At 71.7% G+C, this 18,336-nt stretch carries 19 protein-coding genes and 2 pseudogenes; 9 read left to right on the top strand and 12 right to left on the bottom strand.

The window, feature by feature from the left end; genetic code table 11:
- Positions 1–10: 10 nt before the first annotated feature.
- From ACIQWX_RS32545 to ACIQWX_RS32520, 6 genes are all read right to left on the bottom strand, one after another.
- A complete protein-coding gene (locus ACIQWX_RS32545) occupies positions 11–1,015 on the bottom strand; it encodes an ABC transporter permease (RefSeq protein WP_400879252.1) in 1,005 nt (334 codons plus the stop codon).
- Positions 1,012–2,541, bottom strand: coding sequence for a sugar ABC transporter ATP-binding protein (locus tag ACIQWX_RS32540; protein ID WP_400879248.1), 1,530 nt, complete (start codon positions 2,539–2,541; stop codon positions 1,012–1,014). Before ACIQWX_RS32540 ends, ACIQWX_RS32545 begins: the two co-directional genes overlap by 4 nt.
- A gap of 90 nt (positions 2,542–2,631) precedes the next feature.
- Positions 2,632–3,624: a LacI family DNA-binding transcriptional regulator gene (locus tag ACIQWX_RS32535; RefSeq protein WP_400879246.1), complete on the bottom strand. Its 993-nt coding sequence runs from the start codon at positions 3,622–3,624 to the stop codon at positions 2,632–2,634.
- Between the two features lie 134 nt (positions 3,625–3,758).
- Positions 3,759–4,073: a hypothetical protein gene (locus tag ACIQWX_RS32530; RefSeq protein ID WP_400879243.1), complete on the bottom strand. Its 315-nt coding sequence runs from the start codon at positions 4,071–4,073 to the stop codon at positions 3,759–3,761.
- 285 nt (positions 4,074–4,358) lie between these two features.
- On the bottom strand, positions 4,359–5,252 hold the full coding sequence (locus ACIQWX_RS32525) for a hypothetical protein (RefSeq protein WP_400879240.1): 894 nt from the start codon (positions 5,250–5,252) through the stop codon (positions 4,359–4,361).
- Positions 5,253–5,361: 109 nt separating this feature from the next.
- Complete coding sequence (locus ACIQWX_RS32520) at positions 5,362–5,826, bottom strand: GNAT family N-acetyltransferase (RefSeq protein ID WP_400879237.1); 465 nt, start codon at positions 5,824–5,826, stop codon at positions 5,362–5,364.
- 61 nt (positions 5,827–5,887) lie between these two features.
- On the opposite strand from ACIQWX_RS32520, the gene ACIQWX_RS32515 reads away from it, so the two are divergent.
- Positions 5,888–6,484, top strand: a complete 597-nt coding sequence (locus ACIQWX_RS32515; protein WP_400879234.1) for a TetR/AcrR family transcriptional regulator — start codon at positions 5,888–5,890, stop codon at positions 6,482–6,484.
- Positions 6,485–6,521: 37 nt separating this feature from the next.
- Here the strand turns inward: ACIQWX_RS32515 and ACIQWX_RS32510 are convergent, their stop codons facing one another.
- A complete protein-coding gene (locus tag ACIQWX_RS32510) occupies positions 6,522–7,487 on the bottom strand; it encodes a helix-turn-helix domain-containing protein (RefSeq protein WP_400879231.1) in 966 nt (321 codons plus the stop codon).
- 43 nt (positions 7,488–7,530) lie between these two features.
- Between ACIQWX_RS32510 and ACIQWX_RS32505 the strand changes: the two genes are divergently transcribed.
- From ACIQWX_RS32505 to ACIQWX_RS32470, 8 genes and pseudogenes are all read left to right on the top strand, one after another.
- Positions 7,531–7,920, top strand: a complete 390-nt coding sequence (locus tag ACIQWX_RS32505; RefSeq protein WP_400879228.1) for a cupin domain-containing protein — start codon at positions 7,531–7,533, stop codon at positions 7,918–7,920.
- A 10-nt stretch (positions 7,921–7,930) separates the two neighbouring features.
- Positions 7,931–8,506 (top strand): GNAT family N-acetyltransferase, encoded by a 576-nt coding sequence (locus tag ACIQWX_RS32500; RefSeq protein WP_400879225.1) that lies wholly within the window; start codon positions 7,931–7,933, stop codon positions 8,504–8,506.
- Between the two features lie 32 nt (positions 8,507–8,538).
- Positions 8,539–9,042 (top strand): winged helix-turn-helix transcriptional regulator, encoded by a 504-nt coding sequence (locus tag ACIQWX_RS32495; protein ID WP_400879222.1) that lies wholly within the window; start codon positions 8,539–8,541, stop codon positions 9,040–9,042.
- A 68-nt stretch (positions 9,043–9,110) separates the two neighbouring features.
- A complete protein-coding gene (locus ACIQWX_RS32490) occupies positions 9,111–9,602 on the top strand; it encodes an SRPBCC family protein (protein ID WP_400879219.1) in 492 nt (163 codons plus the stop codon).
- On the top strand, positions 9,599–10,624 hold the full coding sequence (locus tag ACIQWX_RS32485) for an LLM class flavin-dependent oxidoreductase (RefSeq protein WP_400879217.1): 1,026 nt from the start codon (positions 9,599–9,601) through the stop codon (positions 10,622–10,624). Before ACIQWX_RS32490 ends, ACIQWX_RS32485 begins: the two co-directional genes overlap by 4 nt.
- Entirely contained in the window at positions 10,621–12,936 is a 2,316-nt protein-coding gene (locus tag ACIQWX_RS32480; RefSeq protein ID WP_400879214.1) for a molybdopterin-dependent oxidoreductase, read from the top strand. The genes ACIQWX_RS32485 and ACIQWX_RS32480 overlap by 4 nt, the downstream gene beginning before the upstream one ends.
- Before the next feature lie 44 nt (positions 12,937–12,980).
- Positions 12,981–13,526 (top strand): dihydrofolate reductase family protein, encoded by a 546-nt coding sequence (locus ACIQWX_RS32475; RefSeq protein WP_400879212.1) that lies wholly within the window; start codon positions 12,981–12,983, stop codon positions 13,524–13,526.
- Between the two features lie 133 nt (positions 13,527–13,659).
- A pseudogene (locus ACIQWX_RS32470) lies at positions 13,660–13,838 on the top strand (IS5/IS1182 family transposase); the annotation flags it as partial.
- Between the two features lie 160 nt (positions 13,839–13,998).
- Here the strand turns inward: ACIQWX_RS32470 and ACIQWX_RS32465 are convergent.
- The 5 genes and pseudogenes from ACIQWX_RS32465 to ACIQWX_RS32445 all read right to left on the bottom strand — a co-directional run bounded on the left by ACIQWX_RS32465 (position 13,999) and on the right by ACIQWX_RS32445 (position 18,334).
- On the bottom strand, positions 13,999–14,718 hold the full coding sequence (locus tag ACIQWX_RS32465; RefSeq protein ID WP_400879812.1) for a cold-shock protein: 720 nt from the start codon (positions 14,716–14,718) through the stop codon (positions 13,999–14,001).
- A 30-nt stretch (positions 14,719–14,748) separates the two neighbouring features.
- Positions 14,749–14,946, bottom strand: a pseudogene (locus tag ACIQWX_RS32460) (cold-shock protein); the annotation flags it as partial.
- Positions 14,947–15,099: 153 nt separating this feature from the next.
- Positions 15,100–16,038, bottom strand: coding sequence for a hypothetical protein (locus ACIQWX_RS32455; RefSeq protein WP_400879209.1), 939 nt, complete (start codon positions 16,036–16,038; stop codon positions 15,100–15,102).
- An 11-nt stretch (positions 16,039–16,049) separates the two neighbouring features.
- Positions 16,050–16,778, bottom strand: a complete 729-nt coding sequence (locus ACIQWX_RS32450) for a hypothetical protein (protein WP_400879207.1) — start codon at positions 16,776–16,778, stop codon at positions 16,050–16,052.
- Positions 16,779–16,801: 23 nt separating this feature from the next.
- Positions 16,802–18,334 (bottom strand): AMP-binding protein, encoded by a 1,533-nt coding sequence (locus ACIQWX_RS32445; protein WP_400879204.1) that lies wholly within the window; start codon positions 18,332–18,334, stop codon positions 16,802–16,804.
- Between the last annotated feature and the right edge of the window lie 2 nt (positions 18,335–18,336).

The raw sequence follows: 18,336 nt of genomic DNA, 5'->3' as shown, positions 1-18,336 counted from the left end.
TTCTTCCCCTCTACGGTGTCGGACGCAGCCGCTGCAGACCCGCGGCGACCACGATGACCAGGCCCTTGATCAGGAGTTGCACGTTGGGGTCGACGCTGTTGAGCGCCAGGACGTTGTTGAGCACGCCCAGCAGTAGCGCGCCGGCGACGGTGCCGGACACCGAGCCGCGCCCGCCCGACAGCGCGGTGCCGCCGATCACCACCGCGGCGATCGCGTCGAGCTCGTACCCGCTGCCGTCGTTGGGGCTGCCCTGGTTCAGCTGGCCGGCGTGGATGATCCCGGCCAGCGCGGCGAGCAGCCCGCTCAGGCCGTAGACCAGCACCTTCACCCGGGTGACGGCGACGCCGGAGAGGCGCGCGGCCTTCTCGTTGCCGCCGATCGCGTAGACGTGCCGGGCGAACGCGCTGGTGCGCAGGAAGACGATGGCGGCGACGGCGACCACGGCGAAGATCACCGCGGGGATGGGCACCAGCCCGTTGAACGTCCGTTCGCCGAGCAGCGAGAACGCGACGGGTGCCTCGCCGGGGCCGTCGCCGTACGCGATCGCGACGCCCTGGCCGCCCGACCAGATCCGCGCCAGCCCGCGCGCGACCTGCAGCCCGGCGAGGGTGACGATGAACGCCTGGATGCCGAACACCGCCGACGCGATGCCCTGCAGCAGACCGAAAACCAAGCCGGCCGCGAGCACGACCAACACCGCCGGCAGCACGCCGAAGCCGTCATTGACCAGCAGCACGGCCGAGCCGACCGCGGCCAGTCCGAGCACCGCGCCGACCGACAGGTCGATCCCGCCGACCAGGATCACGAACGTCATGCCGACGGCGATGATGCCGATCTCGGCGACCGCGCGGACGACGTTGAAGAGGTTCCCGGCGCTGAGGAACACGAGGTCGCCGTCGTGGCTCGGCGAGAACACGATCGCCGCGGCGAGCACCAGGACCAGGCCGAAGAGGCTTTGGAAGCGGAACAGCGCGGTCACGACGTCGCGCCGCGGCAGGAACTCGGTGGTGGTCATCGCGTTTCCCCCATCGCCGCGGCCAGCAGTTCGGCTTCGCCGGCGTCGTGCGTGTCGAGCTCGCTCGCGCCGCGGCCGTCGTGCAGGACGAGGACGCGATCGCACAGCCCGACCAGCTCGGCGGGCTCGGAGGAGGCGAGCAGGACACCGATGCCGCGGGCGGCCGCGGCGGCCAGCAGCTGGTAGATCTCGGCCTTCGCGCCGACGTCCACGCCGCGGGTGGGCTCGTCGAGCAGCAGCAGCCTCGGTTCGGTGAGCAGGGCCCGGCCCAGCACGACCTTCTGCTGGTTGCCGCCCGAGAGCGTGCCGACCGGGTCGGCGAGCGCCCCCTTCACCTTGAGGTCGCCCAGAACCTTCGCGACGGTGTCGTTCTCGCGCCGCCGGGTCAGGAACCCGGCCTTCGCCAGTCCGTCCACAACGGACAGTGCCGTGTTGGCGCGGACGGAATGGGGGAGCGCCAGGCCGGCGATCCGGCGGTCCTCCGGGACCAGCGCCAGCCCGAGCCGGACGGCGTGCCGCGGGCTTCGCGGCCGGATTTCCCTTCCGCCGAGCGAAACGTGGCCGAGCCACCGGCCGGGTGTCCCGGCCCCGAACAGCGTCTCCAGCAGTTCCGTGCGGCCCGAGCCGAGCAGCCCGCCCAGGCCGACGATTTCGCCGGCACGAACCGTAAGCGTGATCCCGGCGGGCTCCCGGCGACCGGGCCGGTGCCGCCGCGGACGCAGCGAAAAGTCGTCGAGGCGCAGCAGCTCGTCGCCGGTTTCGCCGTGCTTGACGCGGAACAGCGCCTGGACCGGGCGGCCGATCATCGCCTCGGTGACCCGCTCGACGGTCAGGTCCCGGGCGGTGAACTCGGCGGCGACACGGCCGTTGCGCAGGACGGTCGCGCGGTCGGCGAGCCGGCCGATCTCCTCGAGCCGGTGGGAGATGTAGACGATGCCGGCGCCCGCTTCGCGCAGCTCGTCGATCACCTTGACCATCCGCTCCACCTCGGCGCCGGTGAGCGCGGACGTCGGCTCGTCCATGACGAGCACGCGCGCGTCGAGCGCGAGGGCCTTCGCGATCGCGACGAGCTGCTGCTCGCCGGTGCGCAGCTCGCCGACGGCGCGCTTCGGGTCGAGCGTGATCCCGGTGCGGGCCAGCAGTTCGCGCGTCTCGCGGTGCATCCGCTGCCGCGCGATCGCGCCGAGCTTCGTGTGCGGCTCGCGGCCGAGGAAGATGTTGGCGGCGACGGAAAGCCCGGGGACCAGGTCGAGTTCTTGGGGGATCAGCGCGATGCCGCGGCGCCGCGCGTCGCCCGGGCCGCCGAACGCGACGGGTTCGCCGTCGACCTCGATCGTCCCGCGGTAGCCGGTGATGTCGCCGGAGAGGATGCGCACGAGCGTCGACTTGCCGGCGCCGTTTTCGCCGAGCAGCGCGTGGACTTCGCCGCGCCGCACGGTGAAGTCGACGCCGTCGCACGCGAGCGCGCCGCCGTAGGCCTTGCTGATGCCGGTCAGCGCGACCAGCGGCGTACCCGGCTCTTCCATGACACCCCTCGCGTCGGCGGAAGATGGGAGTAATCGATTACCCGACGCTAGGGGCGATGCCGGGGTGTGTCAAGCGTCACTTCGGGCGGACTATCGGGCGGAACTGCCCCGGACGATGAGCTGCGCTGCCATGGTCGTGGTGGTCGTCGCGCGGGAGCCGTCGCCGATGCGGTCGAGGAGCAGGCGCGCGGCCAGCTGGCCCATCGCGTGCGCGGGCTGGGCGACGACGGTGAGCGCGGGCGAGATCAGCGTCGCCCACGGCGCGTCGTCGAACGACACGATCCCGACGTCGCGGCCGGACCGCAGGCCGAGTTCCGCCAGCGCCTGCAGGACGCCGACGGACATCGTGCTGCTGGAGACCAGGAGCGCGTCCGGCGGGTCGGGCCGGGTCAGCAGCTGGGCCGCGGCTTCGCGGCCGCCGGTTTCGCGGAATTCGCAGCGGCGCACCAGTTTCGCGGAGTACTTCCGGCCCGCCGCACGCAGTCCGTCGCGGTAACCGTCGAGCCGGTCGTCGGCCGTGGTGACGCCCGGCGGGCCGGCGATGCAGGCGATCCGCTCGTAGCCGTTCCCGGCCAGGTGCGCCACGGCTTCCCGGGCGGCGGCGCGGGAATCGAGGAGCACGGCGTCGCAGTCCGCCGAGTCGAGGCGCCGGTCGACCGTCACGATCGGCGTCCGGTGCGTGGTCAGCGGCCGGACGTCGCTGTCGCCGGTGGTCGGCGACATGATCACGCCCGCGAGCCGCTCCTGCGCCGCGACCTCGACGTACCGGCGTTCCTTGGCCGTGTTCTCGTCGGAGTTGCACAGCATCACCGAGTACCCGGCGGCCTGTGCCGCGTCCTCGACGCCGCGCGCGATCGCCGTGAAGAACGGGTTTTCGACGTCGGAGATGATCAGTGCGAGCACCGCGGTCTCGCGGCGGCGCAGGCTGCGTGCGAGGCCGTTCGGCGTGTAGCCGAGCTCTTCGACGGCCCTGGCCACGCGCTCGGCCAGCACCGGGTCCACAGTGGACTTCCCGTTGAGCGCCCTGGACACGGTCGCGGTCGAGACGCCGGCCAGTGCCGCCACGTCGGAGATCGTCGCCACGCGCGTCCTCGTTCGCTCTCGATGACAGTGCTCTCGGCACACCATAGCGCGGTGGTAATCGATTTCCCGCGGAGTGAGCCCGCGGCGGTCGCCGACCTCGGACGCCGGTGGTCGTCAGCCGCCGCTCGCGCCCCTCACTGGGCCGAACGGCGGCGGCCCGCGACCCGCTCGCGGTAGTGCTCCAGCGCGGCCACGGACTGCGTGACCTGCTCGAAGCTCGGCAGCGCGTGCACGTTGGCCACCAGTGTCATGTCCTTGCGCGGGATGTCCATGAAGCACACGTCCACGCCGAACTCGGCCGCGTGCTCGGCCACCTGCATCCGCCACGTCGGCAGGTCGTTCTCGTCGCCGAGCCATTCGTGCAGGTAAACGCACCACTTGCCGCGGCTGAGCTCGCCCGCGATGGCGTCCTGCGCGACCAGGTACGGCTCGTTCACGCGGTCGTCCAAGATCGTTCCCGGGTACACCAAGGCACTGCTTCCCTCCTGTCCGGCGGCGACCCCTACCTCCGGAAAGCGCTCTCTCGGCGCCGGCCTCCCCACCGCGGCCGAGCAGCGCGAGTCCCGGGAGCCGTGGTCGGCCGACCGGGACGGCGCCAACATACCGGCGGATTTGGCGCACAGCAACCGTTTCGCGCGTGCGCGGCGAGCCCGTGACGGCGAGCGTGCACAGCTCCCGTGCGGATGCACGTGCCGATCATGGGGATGTGCACACTGCAATTTGCGCTTCGGGCGCTACCGGGGCAGCGAGGTCCGGAGGAGGTTCGGCGATCCCCCGAAGTAGGCGCCGTCGGTGACGTACACCGCGTCGCCCCTTACGGCGACCGCGGTTGGGTTGGCGAGTCCGTCCGAAGTGGACAGAATGGTCCGCACCCCGTCGCGGCCGATCGTGACGACCCGGTTGTCCTGGTTGATCGCGGCGACGATCGTGCCGCCGTGGAACGCGAAGTCGTCGATCGGGCCGAGACCCGACGCGACGACCCGGCCCGGTGCACCGGTGAGCGGGAACCGGACCAGCGTGCCCCGGTCCAGGTTGGAGACCCAGACCGCGCCGGCGTGGACCTTGATCCCGTTGGCGCCGAAGCCGGTCACCGGCGCGAGCAGCTCACCGGTGGCGAAGGCGGTGACGCGCCCGTGGGAGACCCGCCAGACCGTCGAGCCGAACGAGTCGGCGACGAACAGGTCGCCGGTGGCCGGGTCGCGTGCGACGCCGTTCTGGAACCCGGACGGCGGCAGCGAAGCGACCTTGACCGGGGTGCCGCCGGGCCGGACGCGGTAGAGGCCGGTCGCCGCGGTGCCGGTCGAGACGGCGAAGTACAGGTCGCCGCCGGGCGCCCGGACGATGCCGCCGAGGAACAGTTTCCGGTGCACGACCGGGACGTCGCCGTCGGCCGGCACCGGGACGCGGGCGATGACGCTCACCCGGCCGCCGGGTGTGACCCGGCCGATCTCGCCGGACCAGGCGAAGGTGAGGTCGGCGGAGCCGTCGGGCTCCAAGGCGATGTTTTCCGGCTGCTGCCCGGTGACGGGGTCGAGGGGGACGATCTTCGACGCCGCCGTCGCGGGTGCGGCCGGCAGGGCGAAGACGGCGGCCGCGGCCAGCACGGCGCCGATCTGCTTGATGCGCAAGGGAACTCCGTCTTGGTGGGAGGAACGGCGATCGCCGTGCCTTCGACGATAGGCCCGGTGCGCCCCCGGCCACCAATAGCTCAGGCTGGGGTGGCCATCGGAAAACCGATCACAGGTCGCGGGCGAAGCAGCGCGAGAGCGCTTCACCGACGTACGGCCCGTAGGCGTCGATGGGTTCGTAGCCTTCACGTCGGTAGAAGCGGATCGCGTCCGGCTGGCCGGTGCCCGTCTCCAGCAGCAGCCGGCCGATGCCGAGGCCGCGCGCGTGGTCTTCGAGGGCGCGCAGCACCGCGGTCGCGACGCCGGTGCCGCGGGCCGCCGGCTCGACGTACATGCGCTTGACCTCGCCCGATCCCGGGCCGAACAGGCGCAGCCCGCCGCAAGCTACGGCCGCGCCGCCGGCGTCCCGCGCGACGAGGAACACCGCGACGGTGTCCGCGGTCGGGACCGCGCCTGGCTCGTGGTCGTCGGTGCCGTAGCGGGCGTCGAGTTCGGTCCGCTGGGCCGCGCGCAGCCGGACGGCGTCGGGATCGTCGCAGGTCACCGGCTCGATGGCGAAAGTGCAGTCGATCATCGAATCCTCCGTAACGCTTGTTACCGTAGCAGCTGTTACGCTACCTCGGAAGGAGGTTTCCGTGCCGAAGCAGCGTGACGTCGAGGCGCAGCGGGAGCTGCTGTCGAACGCCGTCTGGCAGGTGCTGGCCGAGGACGGCCTGCCGGGGCTGACGCTGCGGGCGGTCGCCGAGCGCGCCGGCTGCACGACCGGCCTGGTGATGCACGCGTTCCCGGCGAAGAAGGCGTTGCTGCTGCACGCGCGTGACCTGCTCTACGCGCGCACGGCCGTCCGCGCCGACGCCGCCGAGGCGGCGAGTGGCGACGCGTTCGGTGCGCTGGAAGCGGTGCTGGGCCTGGCTCTGGACCTGCCGCACGGCCACCACGAGGAATCCCGCGTGTGGGTGGGTTTCCTGGCGGCGGCCCTGGCCGACGAGGACCTGGCCGAACGCCACCGCGTGGCGAACCACTCGTTCCTGGCCCGGATCCGCCGTCTGGTGGCGGCGTGCCGTCCGGAGTGGACGGACGAGCGGGTGGAGCTGACGACGAAGAGCCTGGTGGGGTTGGTGGAGGGGCTGAACGTGCTGGCCGCGGCGGACCCGCAGGCGTATCCGGCCCGGCTGCAGCAGGACGCGTTGTCGGCCGCGTTGAAAGAGGTCGTGAGTGAGAAACCGGGTTAGAACACTGTTTCCCACTCACGACAGCCGCGGGCCTGACCTAGGCGGCGGGGCCGAACCGGCGGCGGTAAGCGCTCGGGCTCAACCCCGTGTGCCGGCGCAGCTGCGATCGCAAGTTGGCCGCGGTGCCGAAGCCGCTTGCCGCGGCCACCCGGTCCAGGCGCAGCTCGCCGCGCTCGATCAGGCGGCACGCCAGCGTCACCCTCTCCGTGGTCAGCCACGCCAACGGCGTTGTGCCCAGCTCCGCGCGGAACTTGCGGTGCAGCGTCGCCGGGCTGGCCGACGCGCGAGTTGCCAGGTCCGTCACCGTCAGGGGTTGGTCCAGGCGCTCCAAAGCCCACGCGAGCACCGGTGCCAATGACGTCTCCGGGACCGCGGGCACCGGCCGCGCGATGAACTGCTGCTGGCCGCCGTCGCGGTGGCCGGTGAACACCAGGCGGCGGCTGACCGCGTTGACGACTTCCGCGCCGTGGTCGCGCTGGATGATGTGCAGTCCCAAGTCGAGCGACGCCGCACTGCCCGCCGCCGTCAGGACGTTGCCTTCGTCGACGAACAGCACGTCCGGCTCCCACCGCACCGCGGGGAACCGCTCGGCGAACTCCGCGGCCCACTGCCAGTGGGTGGTGGCCCGCTTGCCGTCGAGGACGCCCGCCTCGGCCAAGGCGAACGCGCCCGTGCAGAAGCTGACCAGCCGCGCGCCTCGCGAAGCCGCCCGGCGGATCGCCGCGAGGATCGCCGGGTCCGTCGGTACGCCCGTGTCCGGCCGGGCCGGCGCGATCAGCGTGTCCGCCGTGTCGGCCGCCTCGATGCCGGCGACGCCGGTGAGCGTGAACATGCCCAGGTTCATCCGCACGTCCGGCGTCGCGGCGCAGAGCGTGAAGTCGTACCAGGGCCGGTCCAGCTCCGGGCGCCGCAGGCCGAACAGCTCGGTCGCGACGCCCATCTCGAACGGGTTCGACTCCGCCGTCACGATCGCGACGACCCGGTGCGAGAATTCTTGCGGCATGTGCGATTCCTAGCACTCGCGCCGGCGAAAAGCCAGGTCGACGATGGTGTGCATGAACCCGACCGACCTCAACGAAGTCCTGGCGACCTTCGACGCCGCCTGGAGCCCGCGGATCGTCACCCGCGTCAACGACTACGACATCCGGCTCGCCCGGTTCGACGGTGAGCACGTCTGGCACGTCCACACCGACACCGACGAGTTCTTCCTCGTCCTCGACGGCGAGATCGAGATCGGCGTGCGGGATCCGGACGAGCGCGTCGTCACCCTCGGGCGCGGCCAGGTCTTCGTGGTGCCGAAGGGGACGTTCCACAAGCCGTCGTCGAAGACGGGCGCGAGCGTGCTGCTCGTCGAGCCGGCCGGGACGCTCTCGGTCGGCGACGCGCACGACGAAGTGCCCGGGCACGTCGACGTCACCACCGGGCACCTGGTCTAACTTCGGGAAGATGCTGACTGTCGTACCGGTCGACGAGGCGTCCTGGGTGGACCTGGAAGCGATCTTCGGCGACCGCGGGGACCCGGCCCGCTGCCGGTGCCAGTACTTCAAGCAGACGCCCGCGCAGTGGAAGTCGGGCACCCCGCCGCAACGGGCCGAGCGGTTCCGGGCGCAGACCGCGGACCACGCCACCGGGCTCGTCGCGTACCTCGACGGCGAGCCCGCCGGCTGGTGCGCGGTCGAACCGCGCACCGCCTATCCCCACCTGCTCGGCAGCCGGGTCGTCTGGGCCGGCCGCGACGAGGACCCGGCCGACGACAGCGTCTGGGCGGTGACCTGTTTCGTCACCCGCAAGGGCTTCCGCCGCCGCGGAGTCAGCGCCGCGCTCGCGAAGGCGGCCGCGGACTTCGCCCGCGAGCGCGGTGCCCGCGCGGTCGAGGGCTACCCGATGCTGGTCGCGCCCGGGCAGAAGGTCGCGTGGCCCGCCGAACTGTTCGTCGGCACGGCCGGGATCTTCGCCGACGCGGGCTTCACCGAGGTCAGCCGGCCGACCGCCCGCCGGGTGGTCATGCGGCTGACCTGCTGAGTCCTTCTCGAAAACCGCGTACGCTCGGCCGCATGAAACGGACCTCGTTCGCGCAGTGGCCGTGCTCGATCGCGCGCACCATGGACCTGCTCGGCGACTGGTGGACCCCGCTCGTGCTGCGTGACGCCTTCTACGGCGTCCGCCGCTTCGACGAGTTCCAGCAGGCGCTCGGCATCGCCCGCAACACCCTCGCCGACCGGCTCAAGCGGCTGGTCGAGGAGGGGTTGCTGGAGAAGGTCGCCTACCAGACCGAGCCGGTGCGCTACGACTACGTCCTCACCGAAAAGGGCCGCGACTTCTACCCCGTCCTGCTCGCGATGACGCGGTGGGGCGACAAGTGGCTCGCCGCCGAAGCCGGCCCGCCGATCACCGTGCACCACCTCGCCTGCGGGCACGACACGCACGCCGAAATCGTCTGCGCGGAGTGCCGGGAGCCGATGACGCCGGACGACACGCGCATGCGCCGCGGCCCCGGCTTCCCGCCGCGGCTGGCGCGGCGCCCCGACGTCGAAGCCCGCTTCGCGCGGCAGGAGTGACGTTGACAGGGTAGGTCTATCTACGCAACTATCGTGGTCAACGGCTCAGCGAGGGGAGTGCGACCACGATGGAGTGGACCGGCGCGCGGTACGCGGACAAGCCGACGGCCGAGGTCTCGACCTGGATCGACGCCGTCCCCGAGGACGTCTGGCCGGTCGTTTCGGACATCTCGCTGATGCCGTCGCTGAGTGCGGAACTGCAGTCCGTCGAGTGGTGTGAAGAGGGCCGCAAGTTCCTCGGCCGCAGCAAGCACGACGCGTTCGGCGAGTGGGAGACGACGTCGTTCGTCGTCGAGTGCGAGGCGCCGCGCGTGTTCGCCTGGGCCGTCGCGGACCCGGCCGAGCCGAGCGCGATCTGGAAGTTCACGCTCGAACCCGACAACGGCGGCACGCGGCTGAGCCAGTGGATGCAGATGGGCCCGGGCCGGTCCGGGCTGTCGTTCGCCATCGACCGGATGCCCGAGAAGGAGCAGAAGATCGTCTTCGTGCGGCTGCGCGAGTTCGAAACCGCGATGACCGGCAACCTCGCCGCGATCAAGGAGCGGGTCGAGGGCCGATGAAGACCGCGACGACCGTCGAGTTCTCGAAGGACACGCGCACGACGCTGGACTTCGTGCTGGAAGCGGAAAAACTCGGCCTCGACGTCTGCTGGGTCGCCGAAGCCTGGGGCGCGGACGCGCCGTCCGCGCTCGGCTACCTCGCCGCCCGCACCGACCGGATCCGGCTCGGCTCCGGGATCGTCCAGCTCGGCACGCGCACGCCGGTCGCGATCGCGCAGGCCGCGCTGACGCTGGCCGACCTGTCCGGCGGCCGGTTCGCGCTCGGCCTCGGCCCGTCCGGGCCGCAGGTGATCGAGGGCCTGCACGGCGTCCCGTTCGCGAAACCGTTGACGCGCATGCGCGAGACGGTCGAGATCATCCGCCGGGCGTTCGCGGGGGAAAAGATTTCGTTCTCCGGCAAGGCGTTCGAGATCCCGCTGCCCGGCGAAGCGCGGCCGATGCGGCTGTCCACCGCGCCGAACCCGGACATCCCGATCTACCTCGCGGCGCTGTCGCCGAAGCTCCTCGAACTGACCGGCGAGGTCGCGGACGGCTGGCTCGGCACCAGCTTCGTGCCCGAAGGCGCTTCCGCGTACTTCGAGCCCCTCGACGCCGGGCTCGCGAAGTCGGGCCGCACGCGTCAGGACATCGACGTCTGCCAGGGCGCCGAAGTCGCCTTCGCGGACAACGAAGACGAGCTGCGCGTGCTGGTCGGCAGCCGCAAGAAGGAACTGGCCTTCAGCCTCGGCGGGATGGGCTCGGCCACCACGAACTTCTACAACGACGCCTACAGCCGCCAGGGCTGGGCCGACGTCGCCGCCGAAGTCCGCGAGCGCTGGCAGGCCGGCGACCGCGACGGCGCGACCGCGCTCGTCACCGACGAGATGGTGCTCGGCACCACGCTGATCGGCACCGAAGAGATGGTCCGCGACCGGCTGCGCGTCTGGCGCGACACCGGGGTCGACACGGTCCGGCTGTACCCGGCCGGCGAAACGCTCGAAGCGCGTCTCACGACGCTCGGCCGTGCATTGGAGCTGGTATGACCGGCGAGTGGCACCGCACCGCGTGCAGCCTCTGCTACCTCAACTGCGGGCTGGAGGTGCAGCTCGACGGCCGGAAGATCACCCGCGTCCGCGGCGACAAGGCGCACCCGCGCTCGGGCGGGTACCTGTGCCAGAAGGCGCAGCGCCTCACCTGGTACGGCGACCACGACGACCGGCTGACGACGCCGCTGCGCCGGCGTCCCGATGGCACGTACGAGCCGATCGACTGGGAGACCGCGCTCACCGAGATCGCCGCGAAGCTGCACGAAATCCGGGACGCCGACACCGAAGCCGGTCGCCCCGGCTCGTTCGCCTACGTCGGCGGCGGTGGCCAGGGCAACCATTCCGGCGGTGCGTACGGCGCGTCGCTGCTGAAGTGGATGAACTCGACGCGCCACTTCAACGCGCTGTCGCAGGAGAAGACGGGCGACTTCTGGGTCAACGGGCAGCTGTTCGGCTCGACGCTCGTGCACACCGCCGAGGACGTCGAGCACTGCGACCTGCTGCTCGTCCTCGGCTGCAACCCCTGGCAGGCGCACGGGTTCAGCAACGCCCGGCACGCGCTCAACACGATCAAGAACGACCCGGCGCGCAAGATGATCGTCATCGACCCGCGGCGCACGGAAACGGCGGAGATCGCCGACCTGCACCTGCCGCTGCGCCCGGGTACCGACGCCTACCTGCTGGGCGCGGTCCTGGCGTTGCTGCTGGAACGCGGTGGCGTCGACGAAGAGTTCCTCGCTTCCCGGACGGAAGGGTTCGACGAAGTCGCGGCCGTGCTGGCGAAGATCCCGGTGGACGAGTGGATCGCGCACGCCGAAGTGTCCCGTGTGGACGTCGAGCGGGCCGTCGACCTGATCCTTTCCTCGACGGCGATGACCGTGCGCGTCGAGCTGGGCATCCAGCAGGGCAGGCACTCAACGCTCAACAGCTACCTCGAGAAACTGTTGTACCTGCTCACCGGCCACTTCGGCCGGCGTGGCACGAACAACCTGCACTCGTGGCTGCTGCCGCTGTGGGGTTCTTCGGGAGGCCGCCGGTCGGAGGTCACCGGGTTCGAGTACATCGGCGGCCTGCTGCCGGCGAACACCCTGGCCGAGGAGATCCTGACCGACCACCCGAACCGCGTCCGCGCGCTGTGGGTCGAGTCGTCCAACCCGGCCAACACCTTCGCGGGCACACGGGACGTCGAACGGGCGATCCGCGAGACCGAGCTGTCGGTCGTCGTCGACGTCGCCTACACCGAGACGGCCGCGCTCGCGGACTACGTGCTGCCGGCGGCGTCGCAGCACGAGAAGTGGGAGTTCACGCTCTTCACCTTCGAATGGCCGACGAACTACTTCCAGCTGCGGCCGCCGTTGCTGGACCCGCTGCCGGGCACGCTGGTCGAGGCCGAGATCTACACGCGGCTGTTCGACGTCCTCGGCGTGCTGCCGCCGTCCGACGTTCTCGCTTCCCTGGCGGCCGGCCCGCGTTCCGAGCTGCAGGCCGGGATCGGGGCGCTGGTCCAGGCGATGCCGGAGCGCGCGGCGATCCTGCCCGTGCTGCTCTACCGGACGCTGGGCGCGTCCCTGCCCGGCGGCGCGGCGTCGATCGCGCCGCTGTGGGCGGGGTGCCACCGCGCGGCGAAGACGATGACCGTGCCGGTGCAGCGGGCGCTGGGCAGCTCCGCTACCGGGGCTTCGCTGGGTGAGGAACTGTTCGCGCGCGTGCTGGCCGGGCCGACGCCGTTCTCGACGCACGAGCAGGACGAAGTGTGGAGTCTGCTGCGCCGCCCGCGCGTCCGGCTGGCCGTGCCGGAATTGCTGGACTGGCTCGGTTCGCTGGACCCGGCCGCGGAACGGCCGGATCCTTCGTTCCCGTACTCCCTGCTGAACGGCCAGCGCCGCGCGCACAACGCGAACCAGATCCTGCGCGACCCGCGCTGGCGCCGCACGGACCCGGACGGCGCGCTGCGGGCGCGTCCCGAAGAGCTGGCGTCGATCGGTGCTTCGGCGGGCGACTGGGTCGCGGTCGTGACGCCGGCGGGCCGGGTGGTCGTCCGCGCCGAAGCCGATCCGGCGCTGCGGCCGGGACAGCTGTCGCTGCCGCACGGCTACGGCATGGCCCACCCGGACTCGGAGGGCCGCCGGGTGGTGAGTGGTCCGCGGATCAACCTGCTGACCGACGCGCTCGACCGCGATCCGATCGCGGGAACGCCGCACCACAAGGACGTCCCGGCGCGACTGGAGCCGGCGACGGAGGAGGAACGGGCCCGCGCGGAGGCCGACAGCGTGCGCGTTCGTGCGACTGTCGCGAGTGGACGATCCTGACGTTTCCCCGGTTTATAGTGGGACCCCTCACCCGAAGGGGGCCCATGCGCAAGATCGTTTCGAACTTGTTCATCTCGCTCGACGGCGTGGTCGAGGCGCCCGACAAGTGGTCGCTGCGGTACTGGACCGACGAGATCGGCCAGGCGGTCGGCGGCGGGATGGCCGCGGCCGATGCGATGCTGCTCGGGCGCGTCACCTACGAAGGGTTCGCCGAGGCGTGGCCTGGCCGGACCGTCGAGGACGACGAAGGCGCCGCGTTCATGAACAACGTGCGCAAGTACGTCCTTTCGTCCACTTTGTCCGAAGTGGGCTGGAACAACGCGACGTTGCTGACCGGCGACCCGGCCGCGGCCGTCCGCGCGCTGAAGACCGAGCCCGGTGGCGACATCATGACCAGCGGCAGCACGACGGCGGTGCGCTGGCTGCTGTCCGAAGGCCTGGTCGACGAGCTGAACCTGCTGCTGTACCCGATCGTCGTGGGCCGCGGGAAGCGGCTGTTCCCCGAAGAGGGGCCGACGTTTCCGTTGGTGCTCAAGAAGTCGGCGACGTTCGGCAACGGCGTCGTCCAGCTGACCTACGTCCCCGCGTGAAGCCGTTCCGCATCCGGACGACTGAAGCCAGGGCACGCCGCTGGGGTACCTGCGTTCTCTGTGCGAATACTGGGCTTCCACGGCCCTGGCCCAGCGGGACGCGGCGCACCTGGCGGGCATCCACCTGAACCGGCGGCCACGATGCCGACCGGACAAGCTGCACGCCGACAAGGGCTACGACTACCGCCGCTGCCTGATCCGCCGCGGTATCAAGGTCCGTATCCCCGCCTCGGCCGGGTCCGCTGGGTCGTCGAACGCACCATCTCCTGGCTGCTGCGGTTCACGCGCCTCGGGCTGCGCTACGACCGGACCGAACGCATCAGAGCAGGTCCTCTGGTCGGCGGGGGCCCCGTCACCACGAGGGAGATCGATCTCTTGGAGAAGGCTGCAGCCGCGTTGCTGACGGCACCATCGACGGGGATGAACGAGCACTCTCGTCGGGAAGTGATCAGCCGTCGGTGGGGCCGCCTCGTCAGAGGCGTTCGACGCGGTCGGCCTGCGGGCCCCGGTCGCTCTGACGCACCGCGTACCGGACCCGGTCACCCTTCTGCAGCGGCTCCGACCCCATGATCACGGACACGTGGGCGAAGAGATCGTCGCCGCCTGCGTCCGGGGTGATGAAGCCGAAGCCGCGGTCGGCGTCGTAGCGCGCGACGACGCCCTCGCCGCCTCGTGCGGGCACGTCCCGCGCCGCCGGCCCCGCGGCCGCGGCAGGTGCCGACCGCTGCGGCGCCGTCTGGGGCTCGGCGCCCCGGACCAGGTGCACGTCGCGGGCCTGCGGGCCCTTGTCTCCGCTAGCCACCTCGTAGGCGACGCGGTCGCCCTCCGCGAGCCACGTCAGCCCCTCGGCCAGGGCCCGGGCGTGAACGAAGACGTCCCCGGCGCCGGAGTCGGGGTTGATGAAGCCGAAACCCTTGTCCTCGTCGTACCAGGCCACCGTGCCGTCGGCACCGTCCGCGATACCGGCCGCAGCGGGTGAGCCGGCCCCTGCTCCCAGCGGGATCACGTGCCCGGCCTGCGGGCCACGCTCGCCTTCGACGATCAGGAAGGCCACCCGCTGCCCCTCGGTGACCACGCCGCCGGTCACGATGGCGGAGCTGTGCACGAAGATGTCGGCGCCGCCGCCGTCCGGCGACGCGAAGCCGTACCCCTTGCCCGGCTCGTACCAGTTGATGGTGCCGAGCAGGCCCACGGCGCTGCCGGTGGCCGCGTCGGCGGTGACGCGAACGCGCAGCGCCTGGGGCCCGCGGTCGTTCTCGCCGACCTCGAACGCGACGGCCTGTCCCTCGCGGAGCACTTTCGAGCTGCCGTCCCCGACGATCTCGGAGGCGTGCACGAACACGTCCGGCGAGCCGTCCTCGGGCGCGAGGAAGCCGAAACCCCGTTCGGCGTCGAACCAACGGACGGTCCCTTGCGGCATCAACGGCTCCAGGTCGAGAGGGCGGGCACTGGCCCCCAGTCTCTCTGACCGACCTCGCGGTCCGTCGGCCGGGCCCAGGTCTTCCGAGCAGCCGGAGCTGTTCGCCGACGAGGTGCGGACGTTCTTCCGGCTGGTTCCGGTGATGCCGGAGCCTCAGGTGATCGGGTGCTCCGGCGGGGCGAGAACCCGGTACTCGCACGCGCGGTCGTGCGGGAAGTAGTAGTGCGTCATCGTCCGGAACCCGGCCGCGGCGAGCACGTCCAGTGCGGCTCGCAGCAGGATGTCGTGCGTCTCGATCGAGTAGGCCAGCAGCTGCGTCCGGTTCTGGGCGAGCAGGTCGTCCCGGTACGCCTTGGCGTTCTCGAGCGGGTTGCGCCACGTGAGCGTGACGCCGTAGGGCGGCAGCGTGAGGTTCAGGGCGATGTGGACGCCGGGCGCCGGGTCGAAGAGCCGCGTCTGGAGCGTCGCGCCGATGCCCACGCGCGTGAGCTCGGCGTGGACCTTCCCGGCCAGATCGCTCCAGGCCGCGATCGCCTCCGGCGGTGCCAGGGTGACGATCTCCTCGGGGTCCTCCAGCCGGTCGACGACGAGCGGGTCGGTCAGGAGCGGTTCGCCGGGCGTCCTCGGGCCGCGGTCGTCCTCGCGGATGCGCGCGACGAGCGCGGGCTTCCACGGCGGGCTGACGTCAACGGTCATCCACTCCGGCGCGCCGGCGGGCCAGGACGTGAACAGCAGGACGCACACGCGCCGGAGTCGGGCGCCGAGTGACGGCCACAGTTCCCGCACCGACCCGAGGTCGAGCGCCGCGCGCAGGAACATGGCGACGACGGTGTGCCGGTCCGGGTCGCCCGGGTCGCCGAGCACGTCGTCGAGCACGGCCAGCACGCGGAGGCGTTCCGCGGCGCTCGCGCCGGACGCGAACGCGCGGCCCAGGCTGAAGATCCGGATGCCCCGCGGCAGGTCCGCATTGCCCGGGTCCTCGGGTGGGTAGCGTTCGCGCCAGCTCCGCACCTGCTCGGCGTCGAACCCGGCGAGGTGCTCGCTCGCCGCCAGCACCGCACCCCACCACGCCGGAACCTCGTTGGCCGTCACCGATCCACCGCTCAGTCGAAGGGGATGGCCGGCGGGCCCAGGACCCGGCAGACGCGCGACCGGCCGTACAGGAAGTCGTACCGCACCTCGGTTCGAAAACCGGCGGCGGCGAGCACGTCCAGCGCCGCCCGCGCGAAGAGGTCCCGGACGTCGCCCGCGTAGCCGCCCAGGTACTCGTTCCCCGGGCGGGCCCCGGTGAGGACCTCGTACCGCTCCGACCGGCCGTCGAGGGGGTTCCAGTCCAGGAAGACGCCGGCGGGTTCTTCGGTGCTCACGGACAGCAGAGCTCCGGTCGGCGCCGGGCGTGCGTCGTGCGGGACGACCGTCGCGGGCAGGCCGCAGCGGTCCAGCTCGTCCCTGGCCTGCTGCGCGAGTTCCGGCCAGGAAACGGGATCCGCGGCCGGCCGGTGCCCGGCGATCAGGTCCAGTTCGCGCCGCACCCGTTCTCCCGCGTCCGCGGGGATCGGCCGGCCGGCGAGGGGCCACAGGAACGTCAGGGCGATCGCGCGGCGGTGCGGCTCGCTTTCGTCGCCGAGCAGGTCGTCCAGCACCGCCAGGACGCGGCCGCGTTCGGCGTCGCCGATCCCGGGGTCGGCGGCGAACCCGCGGGCCAGTTCCCCGATCCGCAAGTAGTGCTGGGCGTCGGGCCCGAAGCCGTGGTCGTTCTGCTGAAGCGGCTCGACCGCGGCGAGGTGCTCGCTCACCGCCACCACCCGCTGCCACCACCCGGGGACCCCCATGATCGGCAGCTTAGCGGCTCGCGTCAGTTGACTTGCCGTGCCTGGCCCTGCCAGAACGGCTCCCGCAGCTTGAACTTCTGGATCTTCCCGGTCGCCGTCCGGGGCAGCTCGTCCAGGAACTCCACGCGCTTCGGGCACTTGTAGCCGGCCAGGTACTCGCGGCAGTGCTTGATCAGCTCTTCCGAAGACACCTCAGTGACCTCCGGCGAAGTGACCACCAGGGCCGTCACCAGCTCGCCCCACTTCTCGTCCGGGATGCCGATCACCGCGGCCTCGCGGACCGCCGGGTGCGAGTTCAGCGCGTCCTCCACCTCGATCGACGACACGTTCTCGCCGCCCGAGATGATCACGTCCTTCTTGCGGTCCGCGATCGTCAGGTAGCCGTCTTCGAACGAGCCGCCGTCGCCCGTGTGGAACCAGTTGCCTTCCTGCACCCGCGCGGTCTCGTCGGGGTTCTCCCAGTAGCCGTCGAGGTTGTGGTTCGACTGGGCCAGCACCTCGCCGTCCGTGTCGACGGCGATCCGGACGCCCAGCGCGGGCGTTCCCGCGCGGCCGAGCAGACGGGCCTGCTCGTGCGGGTCGAGGTCGGCCCACTCGCTGCGCATCCGGTTGACCGTCAGCAGCGGGGCCGTCTCGGTCAGCCCGTAGATCTGGATGAACTCCCAGCCCAGCTCGGCGCGCACCCGCTCGATCGTGCGCGTCGGCGGCGGTGCGCCGGCCACCACGATCCGGACGCGGTCGCGGCCCGGGATCTCGCCGTCCCACTTCGCGGCGCCGTCCAGCGCCGCGGTGACCACCGCCGGGGCGGCGCACAGGATCGTGACGCCGTGCTCTTCGATGCGCCGCAGGATTTCGGTGCCGTCGACCTTGCGCAGCACGATGTGCCGCCCGCCGAGGCCGGTCACCGCGTACGGCATGCCCCAGCCGTTGCAGTGGAACATCGGCAGCGTGTGCAGCAGGACGTCGTTGTCGTTCAACGTCGTGTGCAGGCCGAAGACAGCCGCGTTCAGCCAGATGTTGCGCTGGGTGAGCTGGACGCCCTTCGGCCGCGCGGTCGTGCCCGAGGTGTAGTTGACGGTCGCCGTCGCGGACTCGTCGCCGGCCCACGGCCGCGGGGTCCCGTCGCCACCCCAGATCGCTTCGTCGTCGCGGCCGAGGACGAAGACGTGCTTCGCCGTCACCGTGTCCAGCAGGTGTTCCAGCTCGGGGTCGACGATCAGCACCTCGGCGCCGGAGTGCTCGACGATGTACTTGACCTCGGCGGGGGCGAGCCGGAAGTTCACCGGCACCAGGATCCGGCCCCAGCCGGACACGCCGAAGAACGACACGAGCAGCCGAGCGGCGTTGTGCGACACCATCGCCACGCGCCCGCCGACGGGAACGCCGAGCGCGTCGAGGTTGGCGGCCTGCGCACGAGCCCGCCGCGCGACCTCGGCGTAGGTGAGCGAGCCCCAGCTGGGCGCGGGCTGGTCCGGCTCGTCGACCACCGCGACGCGGTCCGGGTACACCGTTTCCGCGCGGTCGAGGAAGTCCCGGACACCCAGATCGAAGTACATGG

It is taken from the genome of Amycolatopsis sp. NPDC098790, assembly GCF_044759945.1.
GTDB lineage: Bacteria > Actinomycetota > Actinomycetes > Mycobacteriales > Pseudonocardiaceae > Amycolatopsis.
This window is presented reverse-complemented; position numbering and strand designations above follow the sequence as displayed.